Consider the following 17,296-nt stretch of genomic DNA (forward strand, 5'->3'; position numbering starts at 1 on the left):
CACAATGGAATTGATGGGTCAAGCAGAAATTGGCCTTCTTTTGCATAGGTATTAAAACAGGGCGCGAAAGGAGTGGCTTAAATATGTTGACCGAAATCCTTGTTGTTAGTGTTGCCTTAACGGTCTTGAAGGGTGTTACCCTTCTTGTCTCTTATATTAACAATAATGCTTTCCCGCAACCTCTCAATGAGAAGGATGAAGCCCATTATTTACAGATACTAAGGGCAAGCAAAAACCCAGAGGTTACCACAAAGGACCTAACAAAAGCAGAGTATGCTCGTAATAAGCTTGTGGAGCATAATCTGCGCTTGGTAGCTCATTTAGTGAAAAAATTTGATGGGACAGGGGAAGATAGCGATGACCTGATCTCCATTGGCACTATTGGGCTGATTAAAGGAATAGACACCTTTGATTCGGGGAAAGGAACAAAGCTAGCCACCTATGCAGCTCGCTGCATCGAAAATGAGATTCTTATGCATTTGCGTTCGCTGAAGAAGTCCCGAGGAGAAGTCTCCATTTATGATCCTATCGGGGTGGATAAAGAAGGTAATGAAATTTCCTTGATGGATGTTCTGGCCTTCGAGGGTGAAGCAATCTCGGACCGTATTGAAAGTGAATTTGAGCAACGGGTGCTTTTAGATAAAGTAAAGAACTTAACCCGAAGAGAACGGCTCGTTCTGCAATTACGCTATGGCTTGATGAACAGCCCACGACGAACACAGAGGGAAATTGCGAAGACCTTGGGAATATCACGTTCCTATGTCTCGCGTATTGAGAAGAAGGCAATCCAAAAGCTAATGGAACAGATGGAAGATCATGATCCGAGAAAATCATAAGGTGTAGATGCTAAAGCACAGCCCATAGAAGATATCTTCTGTGAGCTGTGCTTTATGCTGCGTAGTTTTAATGAATATTATAAGTGAATCACGATGTACTTGCCAGATGTATGTGAATATTATATAGTAATGTAATAAATCACGATATTTAATTTTGTTAAATTTGCTAAAAGGAGAATTTTTGATGGATATTACCCTGGATGCTTTTGATAAAGCGATTATTAATGCTTTGCAGGAGGACTCGTCGATTTCCAATTTAGAATTATCAAAGATGATTGGCTTATCACCCTCAGCCTGTTTAGCCCGGACAAAGAATCTGAAAGAACAAGGGGTTATTCAGCACTACACAGTATTTGTTGATGAGAAGAGAATAGGCATTGAATTAATTGCCTTTACCATGGTAAATCTTTCGCCGTTAAATCGGGAAATAGCTAATAATTTCTTGGCAACCATCAACGAAATACCGAATGTTTTGGAGTGTTATACTGTGACAGGTAGCCGTGATTTTCTCTTAAAAGTCGTCGCTAAGGATATTTCATCCTTTCGAGACTTTATTATCGACACGATTATGGCGATACCGGGTGTCGACAAGGTAGAAACGAATATTGTCATGAATACCGATAAACGTACTTTGACCATACCCCTAGACCTCGATCAAGGAAGTTAATGACAAGTGCACGAAAAGAACAGAGAAGATGAGGAGAATAATCTATATGCAGGAAAAAACAAAAGCCCTGAAAGCGGCATTTCCCTATACTTTGCCTGTGATGACAGGCTATCTGTTTCTTGGCATGGCCTTTGGTATACTTCTCAACAGTAAGGGTTATCATTTTGGCTGGGCCTTACTCATGAGTGTTTTTATCTATGCCGGGTCCATGCAATATGTTGCTATTAATTTACTCACCATCGCCTTTAATCCCTTGAATGCATTTATCATGACTTTGATGGTTAATGCCAGACATCTATTTTATGGACTTTCTCTTTTAGGAAAATTCGGGGAGGGCGGCAGTAAGAAACCCTACCTGATGTTTGGCCTTACGGATGAGACCTTTTCCATACTCTGTGCAACGAATCCTCCCCCGGGTGTGGATCGAGGCTGGTTTATGTTCTTCATTACCCTACTCAATCAGAGTTACTGGGTTATGGCCTGTGCACTGGGTGGGATTTTGGGTTCTTTAGTTTCCTTTAATACTAAAGGAATTGATTTTGTCATGACAGCCTTATTTGTGGTTATCTTTCTTGAACAGTGGAAATCCCAGAAGCAGCATGCGCCTGCGCTGATTGGTCTTGGCGCGTCTGTATTTTGCTTATTAGTGTTTGGCCCGGTGAATTTTATTATCCCGTCCATGATCCTGATCATTTTGGTGTTTACCCTATTGAGGAGACCTATAGAAAACTTAACTAACCTGGAAACTATCGATAAACTCGAAGAGGTAAGTTGAACATAACCAACGAATGGAGGAGAAGGCATGATTTTGTCTGCGCAACAATCATTGATTATTATCGCTATCATCGCTTTAGGGACTTTTCTAACTCGAGCGCTACCCTTTCTACTTTTCCCGTCGAACCGAGCAACCCCGCCGTTTATCCTCTATTTGGGGAATGTGATTCCATTTGCGGCTATTGCCATGTTGATTGTGTACTGTTTAAAAAATGTATCCCTCCTGGCTGCCCCTTATGGGCTTCCCGAAGGGATAGCAATTGCTTTTATCGTTGTCATTCATTTATGGAAAAAGAATGTACTTCTGAGTATCGGGGGAGGAACAGTGCTTTATATGGCGCTAGTGCAATTCGTGTTTGCCTGATTGCCAATTTTCTCGCCGAAGACAACATAAGTCTCGATGCCTAACTTTGTTTGTTCGATGATATCGGCATCGATTTTGATTTTATTTTCTTCAAAGAAAAGAAGAACTGTTGAACCGCCGAATTTAAAGTACCCCTTTTCTGCGCCACGGGTCACCTTATGTTGAGGGGTATAAGTTTGGATAATGGACCCGACAAAAGTAGCACCGACTTCGATATGGAGAATATCGCCAAAATGATCGGAATGGAAAATGCTCCATTCTCTTTTATTCTCGCAGAAGAGTTTTTGTACTCTTTGCAAAGCCATCGGATTCACAGAGTAATAAGCTCCTTTGATGCGGTGGGAAGGTTCACAGGAGCCACTATCGATAAAATGAAAGCGGTGATAATCTGTGGGGCATAGGCGCAGAATTAAGCAAGTGCCCTTCCGATATTTCGAGGCAATAGCTGGGTTTTTGATGAGCTCCTTTAGACTATAGGTGATGCCTTTGACTTGAACCAAATTATCTAAATCGATATGCTCATAAGCTAGGAGCTTGCCGTCTCCTAAAGAGATCAGAGAGTCCACCTGAGGATCGATGTTTCGCGCAGAGGGCTTTAGTTTTCGGTAAAAGAAATCATTGAATGAGGAGAACTCCCTAAGATTTTTCTCGGCAATTGATAAATCCATATCAAATTTGTTGACGAAAGGATTAATTTTGCGTCGGCTGATGCGGCGGTCCAGATACCAACCATAAAAGCTGGAACACATCTTTTTCTTAACAACAGCTTCAAGTAGCTTCATTCCTACAGGGGACGAATAGGTCCACCGGATCATTTTTTCTCCTGCTACTTTCTCTATCTGATAGTTTTTTGTTTTGCGATCGTAGTATTTTATCAACTATTTTTCAACTCCTATAATGGCTATTTTATAATATTTTTTTCCATTCCACCAGAGCCAAATCTTTTACTTAGGCGAAAGATAATCTTTTCGCGTTTCACAGGGCAAGCCCTAATTGACTTGCCCAGAATCCGACACTAGGATATAATAAGTAAAAAATGTCATGTCGGGGAGGAAAGTATGTTTGATCTCTTCAGGCCGACTTTTCAAGCGGATTCATTAGACAGCATATCTATGGATGTACTAAAAAGGGATGGTATTCGCGGACTAATCTTAGATCTTGACAACACGATGACCCCCTGGAATGACTTGGAAGTTGGACCCAAGGTGGAAGCATGGTTTAAAAAACTTCATGAAGCTGGAATCAAGGCGTGCGTGGTTTCTAATAATAAGCGTAAACAACGCGTAGCGGTTGTTGCCGATCGCTTAGGAATTCCTTTTGTGTATCGGGCCACCAAACCACGTCGTAAGGCTTTTCGCGCGGGAATGAATATCTTGGGTACCGGCACGACTGATACGGCTGTTATCGGAGATCAACTGTTTACAGATATCCTCGGCGGAAATCGGATGGGGCTTTACACCATATTGGTTCTGCCCATTAGCGATCATGAATTTGTGGGTACCAAAGTATTACGCAGGATGGAACGAGTGTTGATCTGGTTCATGAAACGTTGGGATTCATCAGAGCCTCATAGTCCAAAAGTGCCTTGAAAAGGAATTATATGACGAATGAACGATGACGGAATGGGAACACCATTCCGTTGTGCTTATCCATACTAGTGACCATGAGGAATTAGGTTTTCTATAAGTACGAATATTGGGGGGATAGACTTGGAGAAACATTTCGCAGTGATCGGGGACCCCATTGCCCATTCTCTATCTCCCATCATGCATCAAGCAGGATATAAGGCAGCGGGGTATGAGGCAGATTATCAAAAGTTTGAAGTAAAGCCTGAGGCCCTAGGAGAAGCTGTACGAGGTCTTAAAGCTCTGGGATTTACAGGCTGGAATGTGACTGTTCCCCATAAAGAAGCTATCATCCCTTATCTGGATGAATTAACTGTGGAGGCTCAGCGGGCAGGTGCCGTGAACACGGTGAAGCTGATGCATAATCGACTCTTGGGTCATAACACGGATGGGTCGGGCTTTATCCGTTCTCTTAAGGATCATCTGGAATTAGATAAAGGTAAGAAGATTGCAATCTTGGGAGCCGGTGGGGCAGCCAAAGGGATTGCTATGGCTCTGACCCCTTTTAACGTTCAACTAATGATCCTTAATCGCACCCCAGAGCGGGCAGCGGAACTGGCACAAAGAGTCTGTGAACAAGGTGGACAGGCCACTCAAGAAGCTTGGGGATGGGGAGAGTGGATAGCCCAAGCCGATTGCCTTATCCAAACGACCAGTATTGGCTTGAAAAATGAACCCTACCCCTTTTCTCTTGAGGGCATACGCCCAGGTTGCCTAGTGGTGGATATTATCTTTAATCCTTGGGAAACTCCCTTTTTGAAGTCGGCTAAAACCATGGACTGCCAGGTTCTCAACGGAATCGATATGCTGCTTTATCAAGGGGTGAATGCATGGGAGTTTTGGTTTGAGGATCAGGCGCCAGTGGAAGCCATGAGAAGGGCTTTGTATGCAGCCTGCAAGCCAATCAGATAAAGCCTTGTGACTGAAGGAGAGAGTCGAGATGAAGGTAATGGAGGGGAGCAAAATGCTCTCCAAAGGGTTTACCTTGCTGGAGGTCCTTCTGGTCCTGACTCTTTTGGCGGGGGCAGGATTTGTTTTATTGGTGAAACTACCGGTGCAGATGGAGAATCGCAATTTATCATTAGCTAGCACTCAGATCATCCAAGATTTACGGGAGGCAAGGACCAGCGCCTTATCAGAAAATACCTGGTATGAAATCCGTTTTTATGAAAGTAACAACACCTATAGAATTTACCGAGAAGGATCCTTAGTGAAGAATAGTTCACTTCCTGAGAAAATTAGCTTTGCCAATCGTCCCAGTACGGTTCGTTTCTCTGCTGAGGGTACTACCAGTTTTGTGGGCAGCCCTCCTTTGACAGGTACGATTTCCCTGACCAATGGTAAAAGCACGAGAAATGTCATTACGGCTTTGATTACAGGCAGAGTTCGGGAGGAAGTAGAATGAGGAGGGCAAGAAATGCGTTATTTAACAGCTGGAGAATCCCACGGACCTAAGCTTGTAGCTATCCTTGAAGGGGTTCCGGCAGGTGCAAAGATAGATAAGAAATTAATCGATAAGGCTTTAGAAGAGAGACAAAAAGGCCCCGGTCGCGGGGGTCGGATGAGCATAGAAAAGGATCAGGTCGTTATTCTCTCGGGAATTCGGGGTGGTGTCACGACGGGTGCTCCTATTGCTCTGGAAATCCTTAATCGCGATTGGACCAATTGGGAAAAAGTGATGGCTTGGGACAGTGACGCTGACTTGGAAAGCCGCAAAGTCACGACCCCTCGACCGGGACACGCGGATTTGACGGGTCATCTGAAGTACCGAACCGAAGTCCGCAACGTCTTAGAGCGAGCCAGTGCCCGGGAGACAGCCATGCGAGTGGCTGTAGGTAATGTCGCCATGCAAATCTTGGCCGCACTTGGGGTGAAGATTCGTGGGCAGGTTCTTAGGGTGGGGAAAATCCAAATTCAGGTGGAGGATTCACCTGAGCACTGGGAAAGGGTTAGTGCTTCGGAATGGAAGGTTGGGGACGCTCAAAGTGAGGAAGCCCTATATGCCCAGCTCAAAGAAGCACAGAAAAACGGTGAATCCCTCGGGGGTATCATACAAGTTCAGGTGGACCATCTACCACCTGGGTTGGGTTCTTATGTACAGTGGGACAGAAAGCTAGATGGGCGTTTAGCTCAGGCTGTGTTATCCGTGCAGGCTATGAAGGGTGTTTCCTTCGGTATGGGCTTTGCAGCGGGAGAGCACTTTGGGTCAGAGGTACATGACCCCATCGGCTATGCTGGCGGTCGTGGTTATTTCCGTTATAGCAATAATGCGGGGGGAATTGAAGGGGGTATGACCAATGGCGAGCCCATTGTGCTTCAAGCGGTCATGAAGCCTATTCCTACCCTTTATAATCCTCTCCAGACGGTAAATATGGAGAGTAAAGAGATAATGGAAGCTAGCGTAGAGCGTAGTGATGTCTGCGCGGTTCCGGCAGCCCTGATTGTTCTTCAGCATGTGGTGGCGTGGGAGATTCTTCAGGCGGTTGTAGATAAGTTCCCTTCAGATACTTGGGAAGAGTTGCAAAAGGCATGGCGGGATTATTTTCAATATGTGAGTGAGCAATAGTATGGGCAATAATATGGGCAATAATATGAGTAACGGTATAGATTGTACTAGTCTCGATTCTCCTAAGGATAATGTTGTTCTTGTTGGATTTATGGGAACAGGTAAAAGTACAGTGGGTCGGAGGCTAGCTAAACTTTTAGGTCGGGAATTTATTGATACAGATGTGGAAATTGAAAGGCTAACTGAAATGACTGTCTCGGAGATTTTTCGCAGACATGGCGAAACCCGTTTTCGATCTGAAGAACGGCTTTTAGTAAAGCGCCTAGCCGATCAAAAAGGCTATGTCATTGCAACAGGTGGAGGGACAGTCTTAAATCCTGAGAATTGGCAGGACTTGGCTCAGAGCGGTGTGATCATTGGTTTATATGCCCCTCTAGATGAGATATATGAGCGGATTGGCTATCGGAATGATCGTCCACTGCTTAGGGGCGACCGGCAAATCGTTGAGGAGCTGTGGGCAAAGAGGCAACCCATCTATAATCAAGCAGATTGGACTGTTGATACAACAGATAAAGGGATCGACGAAGTTGTTCGGGAAATATTTGACCGTTATGAAGGAGGTTCGCTATATGCAGGGACAGAGGATTGATGTAGCATCAGAGAAGCCTTATCCCGTTTTTCTGGGAGCAAGACTAGAGGGTCTGGGTGAGTACTTGACTACCCGCGTAGGGGTTGGGGAACACCTTTTAGTGATTACTCATCCCAATATCGCTGAGCTTTATCTAGATTCGTTGCAAAAGGGACTCCAATCTTTTCGTGTGGATACCTTGATCGTACCCCAAGGTGAGGAGGAAAAATCCTTAGAACGGATTAGTGAATTAACTTCCGCGGCAATCGCTTATGGCGCTGACCGGAAGACGGTGGTCTTAGCCTTAGGCGGCGGAGTGATTGGAGATTTAGCTGGCTTTTTTGCCAGCATGTTTATGCGGGGAATGCGCTATGTGCAGATTCCCACGACACTTCTGGCCATGGTCGATAGCAGTATTGGCGGGAAGGTGGCCGTGAATCATCCGGCCGGGAAGAATCTCTTGGGAGATTTTTATCCTCCTCTGGCAGTTTGGACCGATTTCAACACCTTAGAAACCTTGGCTTGGGAGGAGATGCTCAACGGTCTTGCCGAGACAGTGAAGCACGCAGTTATCGCTGATGCTGAGCTTCTTTCTTTCATTGAAAGACATACGGAGGATATTAAGGCGCGGAAGCCAGAACTATACAAAGAGCTCGCCTCTCGCTCTTCAGCAATTAAAGTCAAGCTAGTTTCTGAGGACGAGACAGAGCAGGGTAAGAGGATGTTCCTTAACTTCGGACATAGTTTTGGCCACGCGCTTGAAGCTGAGATGGCCTATCAAGGAATTACCCATGGACAGGGTGTGAGTATTGGTATGGTGGCAGCAGCTCATCTAGCACAAGAACGGGGATTGATGTCCAATCCCGAGGTGGAACGGTTGATAAACCTTCTTAAGGGTTTTGGGTTGCCTGTAAGCATCGAAGGGAAAGATCCCCAGATCCTGATTGATCTCATGGGAGCGGATAAGAAAAACTATCAAGGACAAAAGGTCTTGGTTTTACCGAAAGGGATTGGTCAAGCAATTGTGGTTCGCGATGCTAAGGATGAAGAGATCATGAGGGCTTGGAAGAAAGTCATTAGGTAGAATCCTTTATATTGCAAAGAGTTCTGTATGACAATAAAAGCCTTATTGACAGGGTGGAAGATATTTTTATATCTATCCACCCTTTTTAATTCTCTACTTGTCGTAAAATACCAAAAAAAGGATTAATTTCATGCAACAAGAAAACATTTCGCCGAATTGCAGAAAGAATGTCTAATGACTATAAAGAAGAAGGAATTCTTCATGGAATTAGTAGAATAGTATTGCTTAATCAGAATAGGACTAATTTACTATAAGATATAGGAGAATAGAGCTGTTTTATGGAAAAGAGAAGCCAAGAAGGTTTTACTTTACTTGAAATGCTGTTAATCCTTTTTCTCATCATGGCAGTCATTACAATTGCCGCACCTCGATTCAGTTCTGTCGATAGTGTTACTCGTACACGGGTCGATACAGCGAATCGGGTACGCATTGAAGGGGCAGCTGAGCTATATAAAATGGATACGGGAGTATTGCCACAACGGCTGGAAGATCTCTATTCATCTCCTCTTACGGTCAAAGGCTGGCGAGGACCCTATCTGGACGAGGAATTCGTTAGGCCAACAAAGGGTGGAGAGCCCTATGAACTGGATGGAAGAGGGAAGGTTAACCCGTGAAGATTTACCGTAATCAAGGCTTTGCATTATTGGATGTGGTCCTAGCTTTATTTCTTTTTACACTGGGCTTTGCAGCTTTATATGGTTTGAGCGAAAGTGCTATGAAAGAAGCTGAACAAGCACTCCGGATTACGGAAGCAGCCAATCATGCCCAAAGCATTTTGGAATCCCTTGCCAATGAGTCTTGGCGGGATAATATTGATACCGGCCATTGCCTTCCTGGAGGGGAAGTAAGAGGACGGGAGGGAATCTTTCATTGGACGATATATACTGATTGGGAACTACCCGAGGAGCTATTACGAGTGAGGGTGGAAATTGCTTGGCTGGAGCAAGGAAGTGAACGGAAGTATACCTTGGAGAGTCTTTATGCTGTTCAATGACCACGTAGGAGAGGATGACCTATATGGATGGCCAGGTCCGCTATGGTGAGTTAGGCTTTACCATGGTTGAGGTATTGTTTGCTTTACTCATTACGGGAATACTCATGGTGGTATCCTTACCCTTGTTCCTTGACCAATGGGGCAATAGCCAAGTTTGCAAAGATAAGATGGAGGCTCATTATGCAGCTGCCACCGCTGGGAGATTAATCAGTGATGCTATACGTGAAGCGGAATCCGTTCAATGGGCGTCCAAGAACGGAAAATGGACGTTATCAGTAACCCCTAGTGGAGAGGTTTATAGTGATCATTATTATCTCGAGGATAAAAACAATGATGGTGTTAAAGATTTTTACAGAACCCATAAAGGAGCTGATAACCCAGTAGTCAGTGGAATTATGGATTGGAATTGCCAACAAGGAGAGTCGGGGCTATGGACTATAAGCTTCCAAGGGCTAATAAGAGAACAGACTGTGCTTTGGCAAGGGAAAATCAGGGCGCGAGACACCGTGAATTAGGCTACATTACCCTGCTCATACTCGTTCTCTTTGCCACTATTTCTGCTTATGGATTGGAAATGTACGTTCAAGCTCATGGGGAAAATAAAATTGCTCGTAAGGAAGTCAGCTCACGCCAAGCGATATATGGAGCGGAGGGTGGGCTCGAGTGGGTTAAGGTCAAGCTAAAAGAGGATCCGAGCTTTAGCGAGGGAGATCTTCAAATCGGGGATGGCTATGTGCATGTTCGGGTTATAGCGGACGAAGGGAAATATACCCTGACTTCAGCAGCCCACTATGGACAGATTAAGCGCAAAATTAGGGTGACACTTTTAAAAGTGGATGAAGAATGGAAAATTGAAAAGTACCAGGAGATACATGGTGATGAATAAGATAACTCTATGGGGCAATCGCCGCCAGAAAAATGATTACCAAGCGAGCTTAAAAGAGGAATTCAAGAACTCTCCATCGCTGGCTGGGGGATTTGGTCAATTTCTCATTGCCGAGAATAGTATTGACTCCAGTCAACTGGAAGAGGCTTTACGCGCACAAAAGGAAACAGGTGCGCGACTTGGCGAGATTCTTACGAAGCAGAAGGTGCTCACTAAGGAACAAATGCTTAATAAACTCAGCAAGTACTTAGGTGTTACTCAAATTGATCTGAATCAAGTCATTATTGACCCAAAAGTTGCCTCCTTATTAGATGAAGAAGGAGCAATGCGCAACGGAGCTATTCCCGTAGGAATACAAGATCGGATGTTACAGGTAGCCATGATCGATCCAGGAAATCATCGTTCCGTGGAAAATATTCGCATACTAACTGGATTTGATGTGGAACCCTTGCTCGCCGCTGAGGACCAAGTGGTGTCGGCCATTAGAAAGTTTCTCACCGTTGAGAGAAGTATTGCTGAACTGGCTTTGGGTCAGGAAGAATTTAGAGCCCGCGGGATGGAACGGATTAAAGGTTTGGATTCTGAGGAAGGGCATGACGCTCCTACCATTCAACTGGTGGATTTTCTCCTTCGGGAGGCCATCATGCTGGGAGCTAGCGATATTCATTGGGAGCCTGGAGAAGCCATATTACGAGTGCGGTTTCGAATCGATGGCAAGCTGGAAACCAAACGCTCTTTCCCTTTAAGGGTGGCGCGGAATCTTCTCGCGAGAATAAAGATTATGTCAGGAATGGATGTGTCAGAACGTAGGCTACCCCAAGATGGAAGAAGTACGTTAGCTGTCAATGGCAAAACGATTGATCTTCGAGTCTCTAGCCTTCCTAGTATCTATGGGGAGAAAATTGTGGTGCGTATACTCGATGTGGATGCTACAAAACGCACCTTGCCATCTTTAGGCATGAGTCAAGAAAATGAAAACAGGCTGAGGACATTGATCAAGGAACCTCACGGCATAATTCTGGTAGTCGGACCCACAGGCAGTGGGAAAACAACAACACTCTATGCTTTGTTACAGGAGCTGATCTCTGATGCACTGAATATAGTGTCTATTGAAGATCCGGTAGAGTATCAGTTGGCTGGAGTTGTATCCGTACAGGTTCAGCCAAAGATCGGATTAACTTTTGCCCAAGGACTGCGTTCGATTTTGAGACAGGATCCCGATGTAATTATGATTGGAGAAATTCGTGATGAAGAGACTGCGCGTATTGCCATAGCAGCGGCCTTGACTGGACATCTTGTTTTATCCACCTTACATACTAACACTGCAGCTGAAGCCTTCACCCGTCTTCTCGATATGGGAATCGAACCCTATCTTGTTGCTGCTGTAGTGAGGGGAGTTTTATCCCAACGGTTAGTTCGCCGTCTTTGCAATCATTGCAAGGAGCCCTGGGATCTGGACTCTTTAGAGAGGGGGGTTATGGATCTGCCAGAGAGCATCCATCAGGTCTATAAAGCTCAAGGATGCCCTTTATGCCGAGAGACGGGGTATTCAGGAAGAATTGGTATCCATGAACTGCTTCTTTACCATCAGGACATAAAAGAGTTGGTCTTAGGAGGTAAGAGTTCACACTGGATAGAGGAAAGAGCTATTGCCAGAGGGATGGTGTCCTTGCGTTTAGATGGCTATCGGAAAGTTCAAGAAGGACTTACGAGCCTTGAGGAAATATGGTATTCCACCAGTCGAATAACGAGCTAGGAGATTAAATAATGAGGACATAAAGAGGGATTGGGATGAGCAAGTGCAGTTTTTCCTGGAAAGCCATGGATCAAGAAGGAAATACCTTCAAAGGAATATGGGACGTACAGCATGATACAGAGGTTAGAAAACGTTTATATGCCAAAGGATACTATCCTTTAGCTATTGTGCCTCGGGGGCGTAAGCTATCATTATTGATGGATTATATTAATTATCTAAATATGAAAAATGACCTGCTTAGAATCTGGGCAAGTATCACCCACCGTTTAGCACTCCTTCTCAAAGCGGGAATTCCTCTACTTCTTGCTATTGAAATCTTGGCAAAGCAACATAAGGTGTCTAGATTCAAGCGTTACGGATGGGAACGGGTGATAGAAGAGCTGGAAACGGGGGCGGAGTTTTCTAATGCTTTGGAGGCGACGGTTCTTCCCCCTACACCCTATATAAAGGCGATGCTTCAAGCGGGGGAGCGCGCAGGTAAAATGCCGGAGATTCTTGCCACATTATCCGGAGAATTAATGGAAGAGCATACCTATCGGAGCAAGTTAAGGGGAATTCTAGCGTATCCTCTCTTGCTTTTAATACTGACTTTGGGAATTATCTATACACTAAGTCTCATGGTATTACCGGTCTATGAGAGAATCTTCCTGAGCATGGGTGCTGAACTCCCAATACTTACCCAGATCATTTTTCGAGTTTCCCATGGCTCGCCTGCATTGATCTTTTTTATTGTACTGGGGGTATTTTCATCTTTACTAGCGCTACGTATTCGTAATCCGGATTATTGGCAAGAGAAACTCAGGGACAAATTATGCCATATACCTCTTTTTGGCAAAGTATATCAATTAAATGATCATCTGCAATTTTCCCAGGTGTTAGGGACGCTGTTGGGGGCTGGAATCCCCCTCTTGGAAGCATTAAGTCTTACCCGAGATACAGTACAGACCTTTACAATGAAGAACCTTGTCCTCGAGCTTGAGGAAGCGGCCCGAACGGGTCGAAGATTGGCCCCCGTCCTTCTGCACACAACAAGTTTTCCCAAGGATGCTGCGCAGATGATAGAGGTAGGAGAAGAGTCTGGGCAACTAAGTCCTATGCTACACCATTTAAGCAAGGTGTTCAGGATGGAACTTGAAGATCAAATGAATAGGGTTCCAAACATTGTTGGGCCGCTGCTAGTGATGGTTTTAGCGGGAATAATAGGCCTTGTAGCTGTTGGGGTACTGTTACCCGTTTTTGATATTGGGACACACATTCAGTAAGCGTTATACTATTGCTTTTGAGGAGTGAATGGAAGATGCAGTATAGGCAGAAAAGAGGCAAAGAAGCACAACAGGGCTTTACCTTAATAGAAGTCTTGATGGTGGTCTTTATTCTAGCTATGCTATCTGCAATTGTTATTCCCAGATTGGGTGAGAGCTCAGAGATAGCACGAAGGAATGCCGATATTTCGACTGGTCATCAGGTGAAGTCTGCTTTGGACCGCTATCAGGTAGAAAACGGTATATACCCCAAAAAAACTGAAATCATCAGTGACACTCGGGGGAATATTACAGCAGCCCCACTTATTCCTAAGTATATTAGCAAACTCACCCAAGATAATACCCAACAGGATGCTGCTACAGATGAAAAAGGTTTTGGAGTCGCCTTGCTTTTAGTGGATGGGTCGATACCAAACGATGCTGAGAGCAATCTCATCATGTTATATCTAACAACGGATGGTTCCGCTGCGGAAGTACGAGTTTACGACTCAGGACTGAACAAGGTACTATGGAGCTCAGCAAATTAACTGTTAACAATGGAAAGGACGAAGCGCGTGGGAATTGAAGTCTCTTTGATTTTTGGACTACTTGGACTTATTATTGGTAGCTTTCTAAATGTGGTAATTTACCGTCTGCCTAAGGGAGAGTCTATAGTCTTCCCTGGGTCTCACTGCACTACCTGTGGACATCATCTCCGCCCTTGGGAATTGATACCTATCTTAAGTTTTCTGTTTCTAAGAGGGCGATGCTCGATGTGCAAGACAAAGATTTCCTGGCGTTATCCTTTATTGGAGCTTCTTAATGGTGTGCTGTACTTCTACGCCACCTGGCTAAACGACACAGGATCTATACTTCAGTTAGTAATTAACCTCTATTTTCTTTCTACTCTTCTAGTCCTAGCCGGAATTGATTGGGATACTTATCGTTTACCGGATATGTTCACTCTCCCATTACTGGTTATCGGTATTGTCACAGGTTTTGTTTTGCCGCATGGCCCTTTAGGGTGGGAAAGTCTCGGAACGGCCTTAGGCGTTGGCGGGGTATTTTGGCTGATTGCCTGGTACTATCCCGAAGGTATGGGCCTTGGGGACGTAAAGCTCATCGCTGGGTTAGGGGCTTTTTTAGGAGTGCCAGAGATATTTATTGCGCTCTTCATCGCCAGCTTTGTCGGATCAATCGTTGGGTTAATTATGATATCATTTCAGATGAAAACCTTCCGTGATCAGATTCCCTTTGGTCCTTATCTCGTTTTAGGGGCGTGGATTGCCTTCTTTTGGGGAGAGAAATTGATAGCTGTGTATACCACAATTGTTAGTTAGTAGTATTTTTGCTGGAGGACCGGCTTATGATCTCAAGGGTTCGTTGGAAAGTATGTGTAGAGATAACTGAGGAAGAGTTACGTTGGCTTTGGTGCTCTTATAAGGGTAGAGACGGGAGCACGGCAATTTCGGTTGAAAAGTTTGAGACGGTCCTTCTCCCTCCGGGGGTGGCCGTGCGAGGTAAGGTTAAGCAACCAGAGGTGCTCCATTTGATCGTGAAGAGGTACCTAGAGGAACGAAGAGCTGAGTTCAGATTGCCACACCAACTACAACTACGGATCGGTATGCCCCTTCAGAACCAATTTATTCGTGAGTATTCCCTCCCTTGGGTAAAAAAAGGTGATCGGAAGGGACTCGTCAATTATTTAGCTGAAGAAGAAATCCCGATACCCAAAGAAGAATTGATTTTTGATTATTTGATTCGTGAACAAAGAAGTTCTCCCCCTCGCTTAAACGTGACTTTAGCGGGTATAAGGAAGTCAGACTTTTTTTCTCTTATATCCTGTTTTCAAGCTGAAGGTCTCGAAATTGAGCAAGTTAGCTTTTCTCAATCAGCCTGGGGAAATGCTCTCAAATTCAACCCCCAGGACAATACCCTTATTCTCCGTCAAGTAGCTGGTCAGATGCTTGTCATTTACTATAGGGGGAGTACTCCAGAGATGATCCGGAGCCTATCTGCAGCTACTTATAGCTATGGGGAGGAAGAATGGGATAGTGAGCTTCATCGGATACTGCTTCATCTTTCCTTATATGACGAGCAAGTAGTGCTGCAAAGAATCCTCTGGGGTCAAGGTAATGAGACCGCCAAAGTGGGCAAACGAATCGGGGAATATCTGCGTCGTGTTCATGGACAAGAGCCGATTATGCAAGAGGTGGATGAAGCGTTCTATGCAGTATTTGACAAGGAACTGCTTCAAGCCATACCTTGCCCTGAGCCGGAAAGACTTCTAACTGCATTGGGAATAGCTCTTGATCAAGAGAAAAACACTCTCAATAATTTTTGGCGAGGGGAAAGGATTAAGAGAAAATCCTATCGAGTGAAGTCAATAGCTGTAGGGCTACTCTTGCTCGTCAATATAGCCGGCTTGGGCATGCTGGTATCCTCACAATACGCCTTAAACAGCATGCATAATAAAGCTACCCAACTAAGTGAAATGAAGGCATCCGTAGCTTTAGCAGAAGAACAACAGAGAGAGCAAGTGGAAGCTTGGCTAAGGGTTAAAAACAAATCGACCTCTATCGGTCAGGCAATGCAAGAATTATCATCTTTTAATCCAGTGGGAATTCGGCTTGAGCGGATGGAAATCAAAGGAGATACCCTACTGATGCAGGGAGTGGCTGCAGAATCGTTAGAAGTGCAAAAGGTATTTCAATATCTAGATGCTGGCGGATGGGGAAGTGTCGTGTTGAGCAGCTATCATGTAGCAGAGCAAATCCAAGTGGAGCACATGCCTATTCAATTCACTTTAAAGGCCGTGCGCCATGATTAAACCTTGGGCAAGAAGCATGAAACCGGCGAGAAGGATACTTGAAATAGCCCTTATCTGCCTATTGGTTGTGCTTTGCCTAATTAGTGGCAGGCTCTTGCTTAATTGGCTTGAATATAAGAGTGTTCTTGAAGAATCAGCTCCAGGTGAGTCCTTAGCTTCTGTTCAGAGTTCTGTCGAGAGATTAGCTGAAGATACCCCACGTCTGGAGGATTTATTGATGACTATCGATGAATGCGTGGAGATGTTCAGAACAGAGAATGTGAGTGTCCGCTCCTATAATTTAGAGGATATTCTTGAAGAAGGGACCAACTCATCCCTTCTCCATTCCGCATTAATTCGCTTTAAGCTCCAAGGTACCTGGCAGGGAATAGAGAAGGGGTTAATTCGAGTTGAAAGTATTAGGGACCAAGTCATTTGGGTGGAGGAGGCCAGTTTAGGTAAGGGAGGAGGAGAAGTTCTCCTAAAGATTTATTTTGTAGAACCTGACAACTTCTCTTCACCATAAGATGGGAAAGAGGGGGTGTATCCGTGGAAGAGTATGTGATTCAACCGGGAGATACCTTTTACCGACTTGCGCAGAGATGGGGAGGGACCTGTGCAGAATGGCAGGTAGCCAATCCGGGTTTAAATCCAGACTACCTGCAAACTGGTCAAAAAGTATACCTGCCTAGAATGACGAATCCCAGAGGTAACGAACAATATGCCATGATTACTCCACAGCAAGGGATCGAATATGCGGGGGATCATTTAGATGATGTTGAAATGGAGATCGAAGGAGTAAAATTCAGGGTAAAACGGATCGGCGAAAGTAAAATCCCTCATGAAATACATCTTATGATACCAAGAACAGAAATTCGCAAGGTTCAGCCTTACGGTGTTAATGGGCCTTGTGAAGTCCAGATTATGCTTAGCAATGTGAATATCATTCACTCGCCACGCTTAATGAGCGATCCACCTCGGACGATGTCCTCAAATGATGGTGGAATAAACCAAGGGAGCCAGGTGAATAATCGTCCAGGCAATGCTACTCCTGAACTCTCTCAAATCAGCGAACTTCGCTCAGATATCCGCCCAGAGCAGTCTGGCCTGTGATGAGAGCAAGCCA

General features: G+C 44.8%; 22 protein-coding genes. 21 read left to right on the top strand and 1 reads right to left on the bottom strand.

What is annotated here, in order from left to right; translation table 11 throughout:
* Positions 1-83: 83 nt before the first annotated feature.
* The 4 genes from sigK (at position 84) to AAC978_RS08170 (ending at position 2,641) form a co-directional block, all read left to right on the top strand.
* Positions 84-836 carry an RNA polymerase sporulation sigma factor SigK gene (gene sigK / locus AAC978_RS08155; protein ID WP_341547550.1) on the top strand — a complete coding sequence of 251 codons (753 nt, stop codon included), beginning with the start codon at positions 84-86 and terminating at the stop codon, positions 834-836.
* A 184-nt stretch (positions 837-1,020) separates the two neighbouring features.
* The gene (locus AAC978_RS08160; RefSeq protein WP_341547551.1) at positions 1,021-1,503 is read left to right on the top strand and encodes an Lrp/AsnC family transcriptional regulator; all 483 of its coding nucleotides are present in this window, start codon (positions 1,021-1,023) and stop codon (positions 1,501-1,503) included.
* A 46-nt stretch (positions 1,504-1,549) separates the two neighbouring features.
* Positions 1,550-2,278, top strand: a complete 729-nt coding sequence (locus AAC978_RS08165; protein WP_341547552.1) for an AzlC family ABC transporter permease — start codon at positions 1,550-1,552, stop codon at positions 2,276-2,278.
* A 27-nt stretch (positions 2,279-2,305) separates the two neighbouring features.
* Positions 2,306-2,641 carry a branched-chain amino acid transporter permease gene (locus tag AAC978_RS08170; protein ID WP_341547553.1) on the top strand — a complete coding sequence of 112 codons (336 nt, stop codon included), beginning with the start codon at positions 2,306-2,308 and terminating at the stop codon, positions 2,639-2,641.
* On the opposite strand, the gene AAC978_RS08175 is transcribed toward AAC978_RS08170, so the two are convergent.
* Complete coding sequence (locus AAC978_RS08175; RefSeq protein ID WP_341547555.1) at positions 2,608-3,519, bottom strand: phosphatidylserine decarboxylase; 912 nt, start codon at positions 3,517-3,519, stop codon at positions 2,608-2,610. The two genes, AAC978_RS08170 and AAC978_RS08175, sit on opposite strands and share 34 nt — an antisense overlap.
* Positions 3,520-3,699: 180 nt before the next feature.
* Between AAC978_RS08175 and AAC978_RS08180 the strand changes: the two genes are divergently transcribed.
* The 17 genes from AAC978_RS08180 (at position 3,700) to AAC978_RS08260 (ending at position 17,283) form a co-directional block, all read left to right on the top strand.
* Entirely contained in the window at positions 3,700-4,230 is a 531-nt protein-coding gene (locus tag AAC978_RS08180) for a YqeG family HAD IIIA-type phosphatase (RefSeq protein WP_341547557.1), read from the top strand.
* 120 nt (positions 4,231-4,350) lie between these two features.
* Positions 4,351-5,178 carry a shikimate dehydrogenase gene (locus tag AAC978_RS08185; RefSeq protein ID WP_341547558.1) on the top strand — a complete coding sequence of 276 codons (828 nt, stop codon included), beginning with the start codon at positions 4,351-4,353 and terminating at the stop codon, positions 5,176-5,178.
* Positions 5,179-5,206: 28 nt separating this feature from the next.
* Positions 5,207-5,671 carry a GspH/FimT family pseudopilin gene (locus AAC978_RS08190; protein ID WP_341547559.1) on the top strand — a complete coding sequence of 155 codons (465 nt, stop codon included), beginning with the start codon at positions 5,207-5,209 and terminating at the stop codon, positions 5,669-5,671.
* Positions 5,672-5,683: 12 nt separating this feature from the next.
* Entirely contained in the window at positions 5,684-6,832 is a 1,149-nt protein-coding gene (gene aroC / locus AAC978_RS08195; RefSeq protein ID WP_341547560.1) for a chorismate synthase, read from the top strand.
* 13 nt (positions 6,833-6,845) lie between these two features.
* Positions 6,846-7,421: a shikimate kinase gene (locus AAC978_RS08200; RefSeq protein ID WP_341547620.1), complete on the top strand. Its 576-nt coding sequence runs from the start codon at positions 6,846-6,848 to the stop codon at positions 7,419-7,421.
* Positions 7,402-8,484, top strand: a complete 1,083-nt coding sequence (aroB, locus tag AAC978_RS08205) for a 3-dehydroquinate synthase (RefSeq protein WP_341547561.1) — start codon at positions 7,402-7,404, stop codon at positions 8,482-8,484. Before AAC978_RS08200 ends, aroB begins: the two co-directional genes overlap by 20 nt.
* A gap of 278 nt (positions 8,485-8,762) precedes the next feature.
* Positions 8,763-9,098: a prepilin-type N-terminal cleavage/methylation domain-containing protein gene (locus AAC978_RS08210; RefSeq protein ID WP_341547562.1), complete on the top strand. Its 336-nt coding sequence runs from the start codon at positions 8,763-8,765 to the stop codon at positions 9,096-9,098.
* A complete protein-coding gene (locus AAC978_RS08215; RefSeq protein ID WP_341547563.1) occupies positions 9,095-9,478 on the top strand; it encodes a hypothetical protein in 384 nt (127 codons plus the stop codon). Before AAC978_RS08210 ends, AAC978_RS08215 begins: the two co-directional genes overlap by 4 nt.
* A gap of 23 nt (positions 9,479-9,501) precedes the next feature.
* Positions 9,502-9,993 (top strand): type II secretion system protein, encoded by a 492-nt coding sequence (locus tag AAC978_RS08220; protein WP_341547564.1) that lies wholly within the window; start codon positions 9,502-9,504, stop codon positions 9,991-9,993.
* Complete coding sequence (locus AAC978_RS08225; protein ID WP_341547565.1) at positions 9,954-10,364, top strand: hypothetical protein; 411 nt, start codon at positions 9,954-9,956, stop codon at positions 10,362-10,364. The genes AAC978_RS08220 and AAC978_RS08225 overlap by 40 nt, the downstream gene beginning before the upstream one ends.
* Positions 10,357-12,120, top strand: coding sequence for a GspE/PulE family protein (locus AAC978_RS08230; RefSeq protein WP_341547566.1), 1,764 nt, complete (start codon positions 10,357-10,359; stop codon positions 12,118-12,120). The genes AAC978_RS08225 and AAC978_RS08230 overlap by 8 nt, the downstream gene beginning before the upstream one ends.
* A 35-nt stretch (positions 12,121-12,155) precedes the next feature.
* Positions 12,156-13,382 (top strand): type II secretion system F family protein, encoded by a 1,227-nt coding sequence (locus tag AAC978_RS08235; protein WP_341547567.1) that lies wholly within the window; start codon positions 12,156-12,158, stop codon positions 13,380-13,382.
* 35 nt (positions 13,383-13,417) lie between these two features.
* Complete coding sequence (locus AAC978_RS08240; RefSeq protein WP_341547568.1) at positions 13,418-13,909, top strand: type II secretion system protein; 492 nt, start codon at positions 13,418-13,420, stop codon at positions 13,907-13,909.
* Positions 13,910-13,936: 27 nt separating this feature from the next.
* Positions 13,937-14,701: a prepilin peptidase gene (locus AAC978_RS08245; RefSeq protein ID WP_341547621.1), complete on the top strand. Its 765-nt coding sequence runs from the start codon at positions 13,937-13,939 to the stop codon at positions 14,699-14,701.
* 26 nt (positions 14,702-14,727) lie between these two features.
* Positions 14,728-16,191 carry a hypothetical protein gene (locus AAC978_RS08250; RefSeq protein ID WP_341547569.1) on the top strand — a complete coding sequence of 488 codons (1,464 nt, stop codon included), beginning with the start codon at positions 14,728-14,730 and terminating at the stop codon, positions 16,189-16,191.
* A complete protein-coding gene (locus tag AAC978_RS08255; RefSeq protein ID WP_341547570.1) occupies positions 16,184-16,696 on the top strand; it encodes a hypothetical protein in 513 nt (170 codons plus the stop codon). The genes AAC978_RS08250 and AAC978_RS08255 overlap by 8 nt, the downstream gene beginning before the upstream one ends.
* Before the next feature lie 23 nt (positions 16,697-16,719).
* Complete coding sequence (locus AAC978_RS08260) at positions 16,720-17,283, top strand: LysM peptidoglycan-binding domain-containing protein (RefSeq protein ID WP_341547571.1); 564 nt, start codon at positions 16,720-16,722, stop codon at positions 17,281-17,283.
* Positions 17,284-17,296 lie beyond the last annotated feature (13 nt).

Origin of the sequence: Desulfitobacterium sp. THU1 (genome assembly GCF_038181555.1) — a bacterium.
In the GTDB taxonomy this organism is placed as follows: Bacteria; Bacillota; Desulfitobacteriia; order Desulfitobacteriales; family Desulfitobacteriaceae; genus Desulfitobacterium.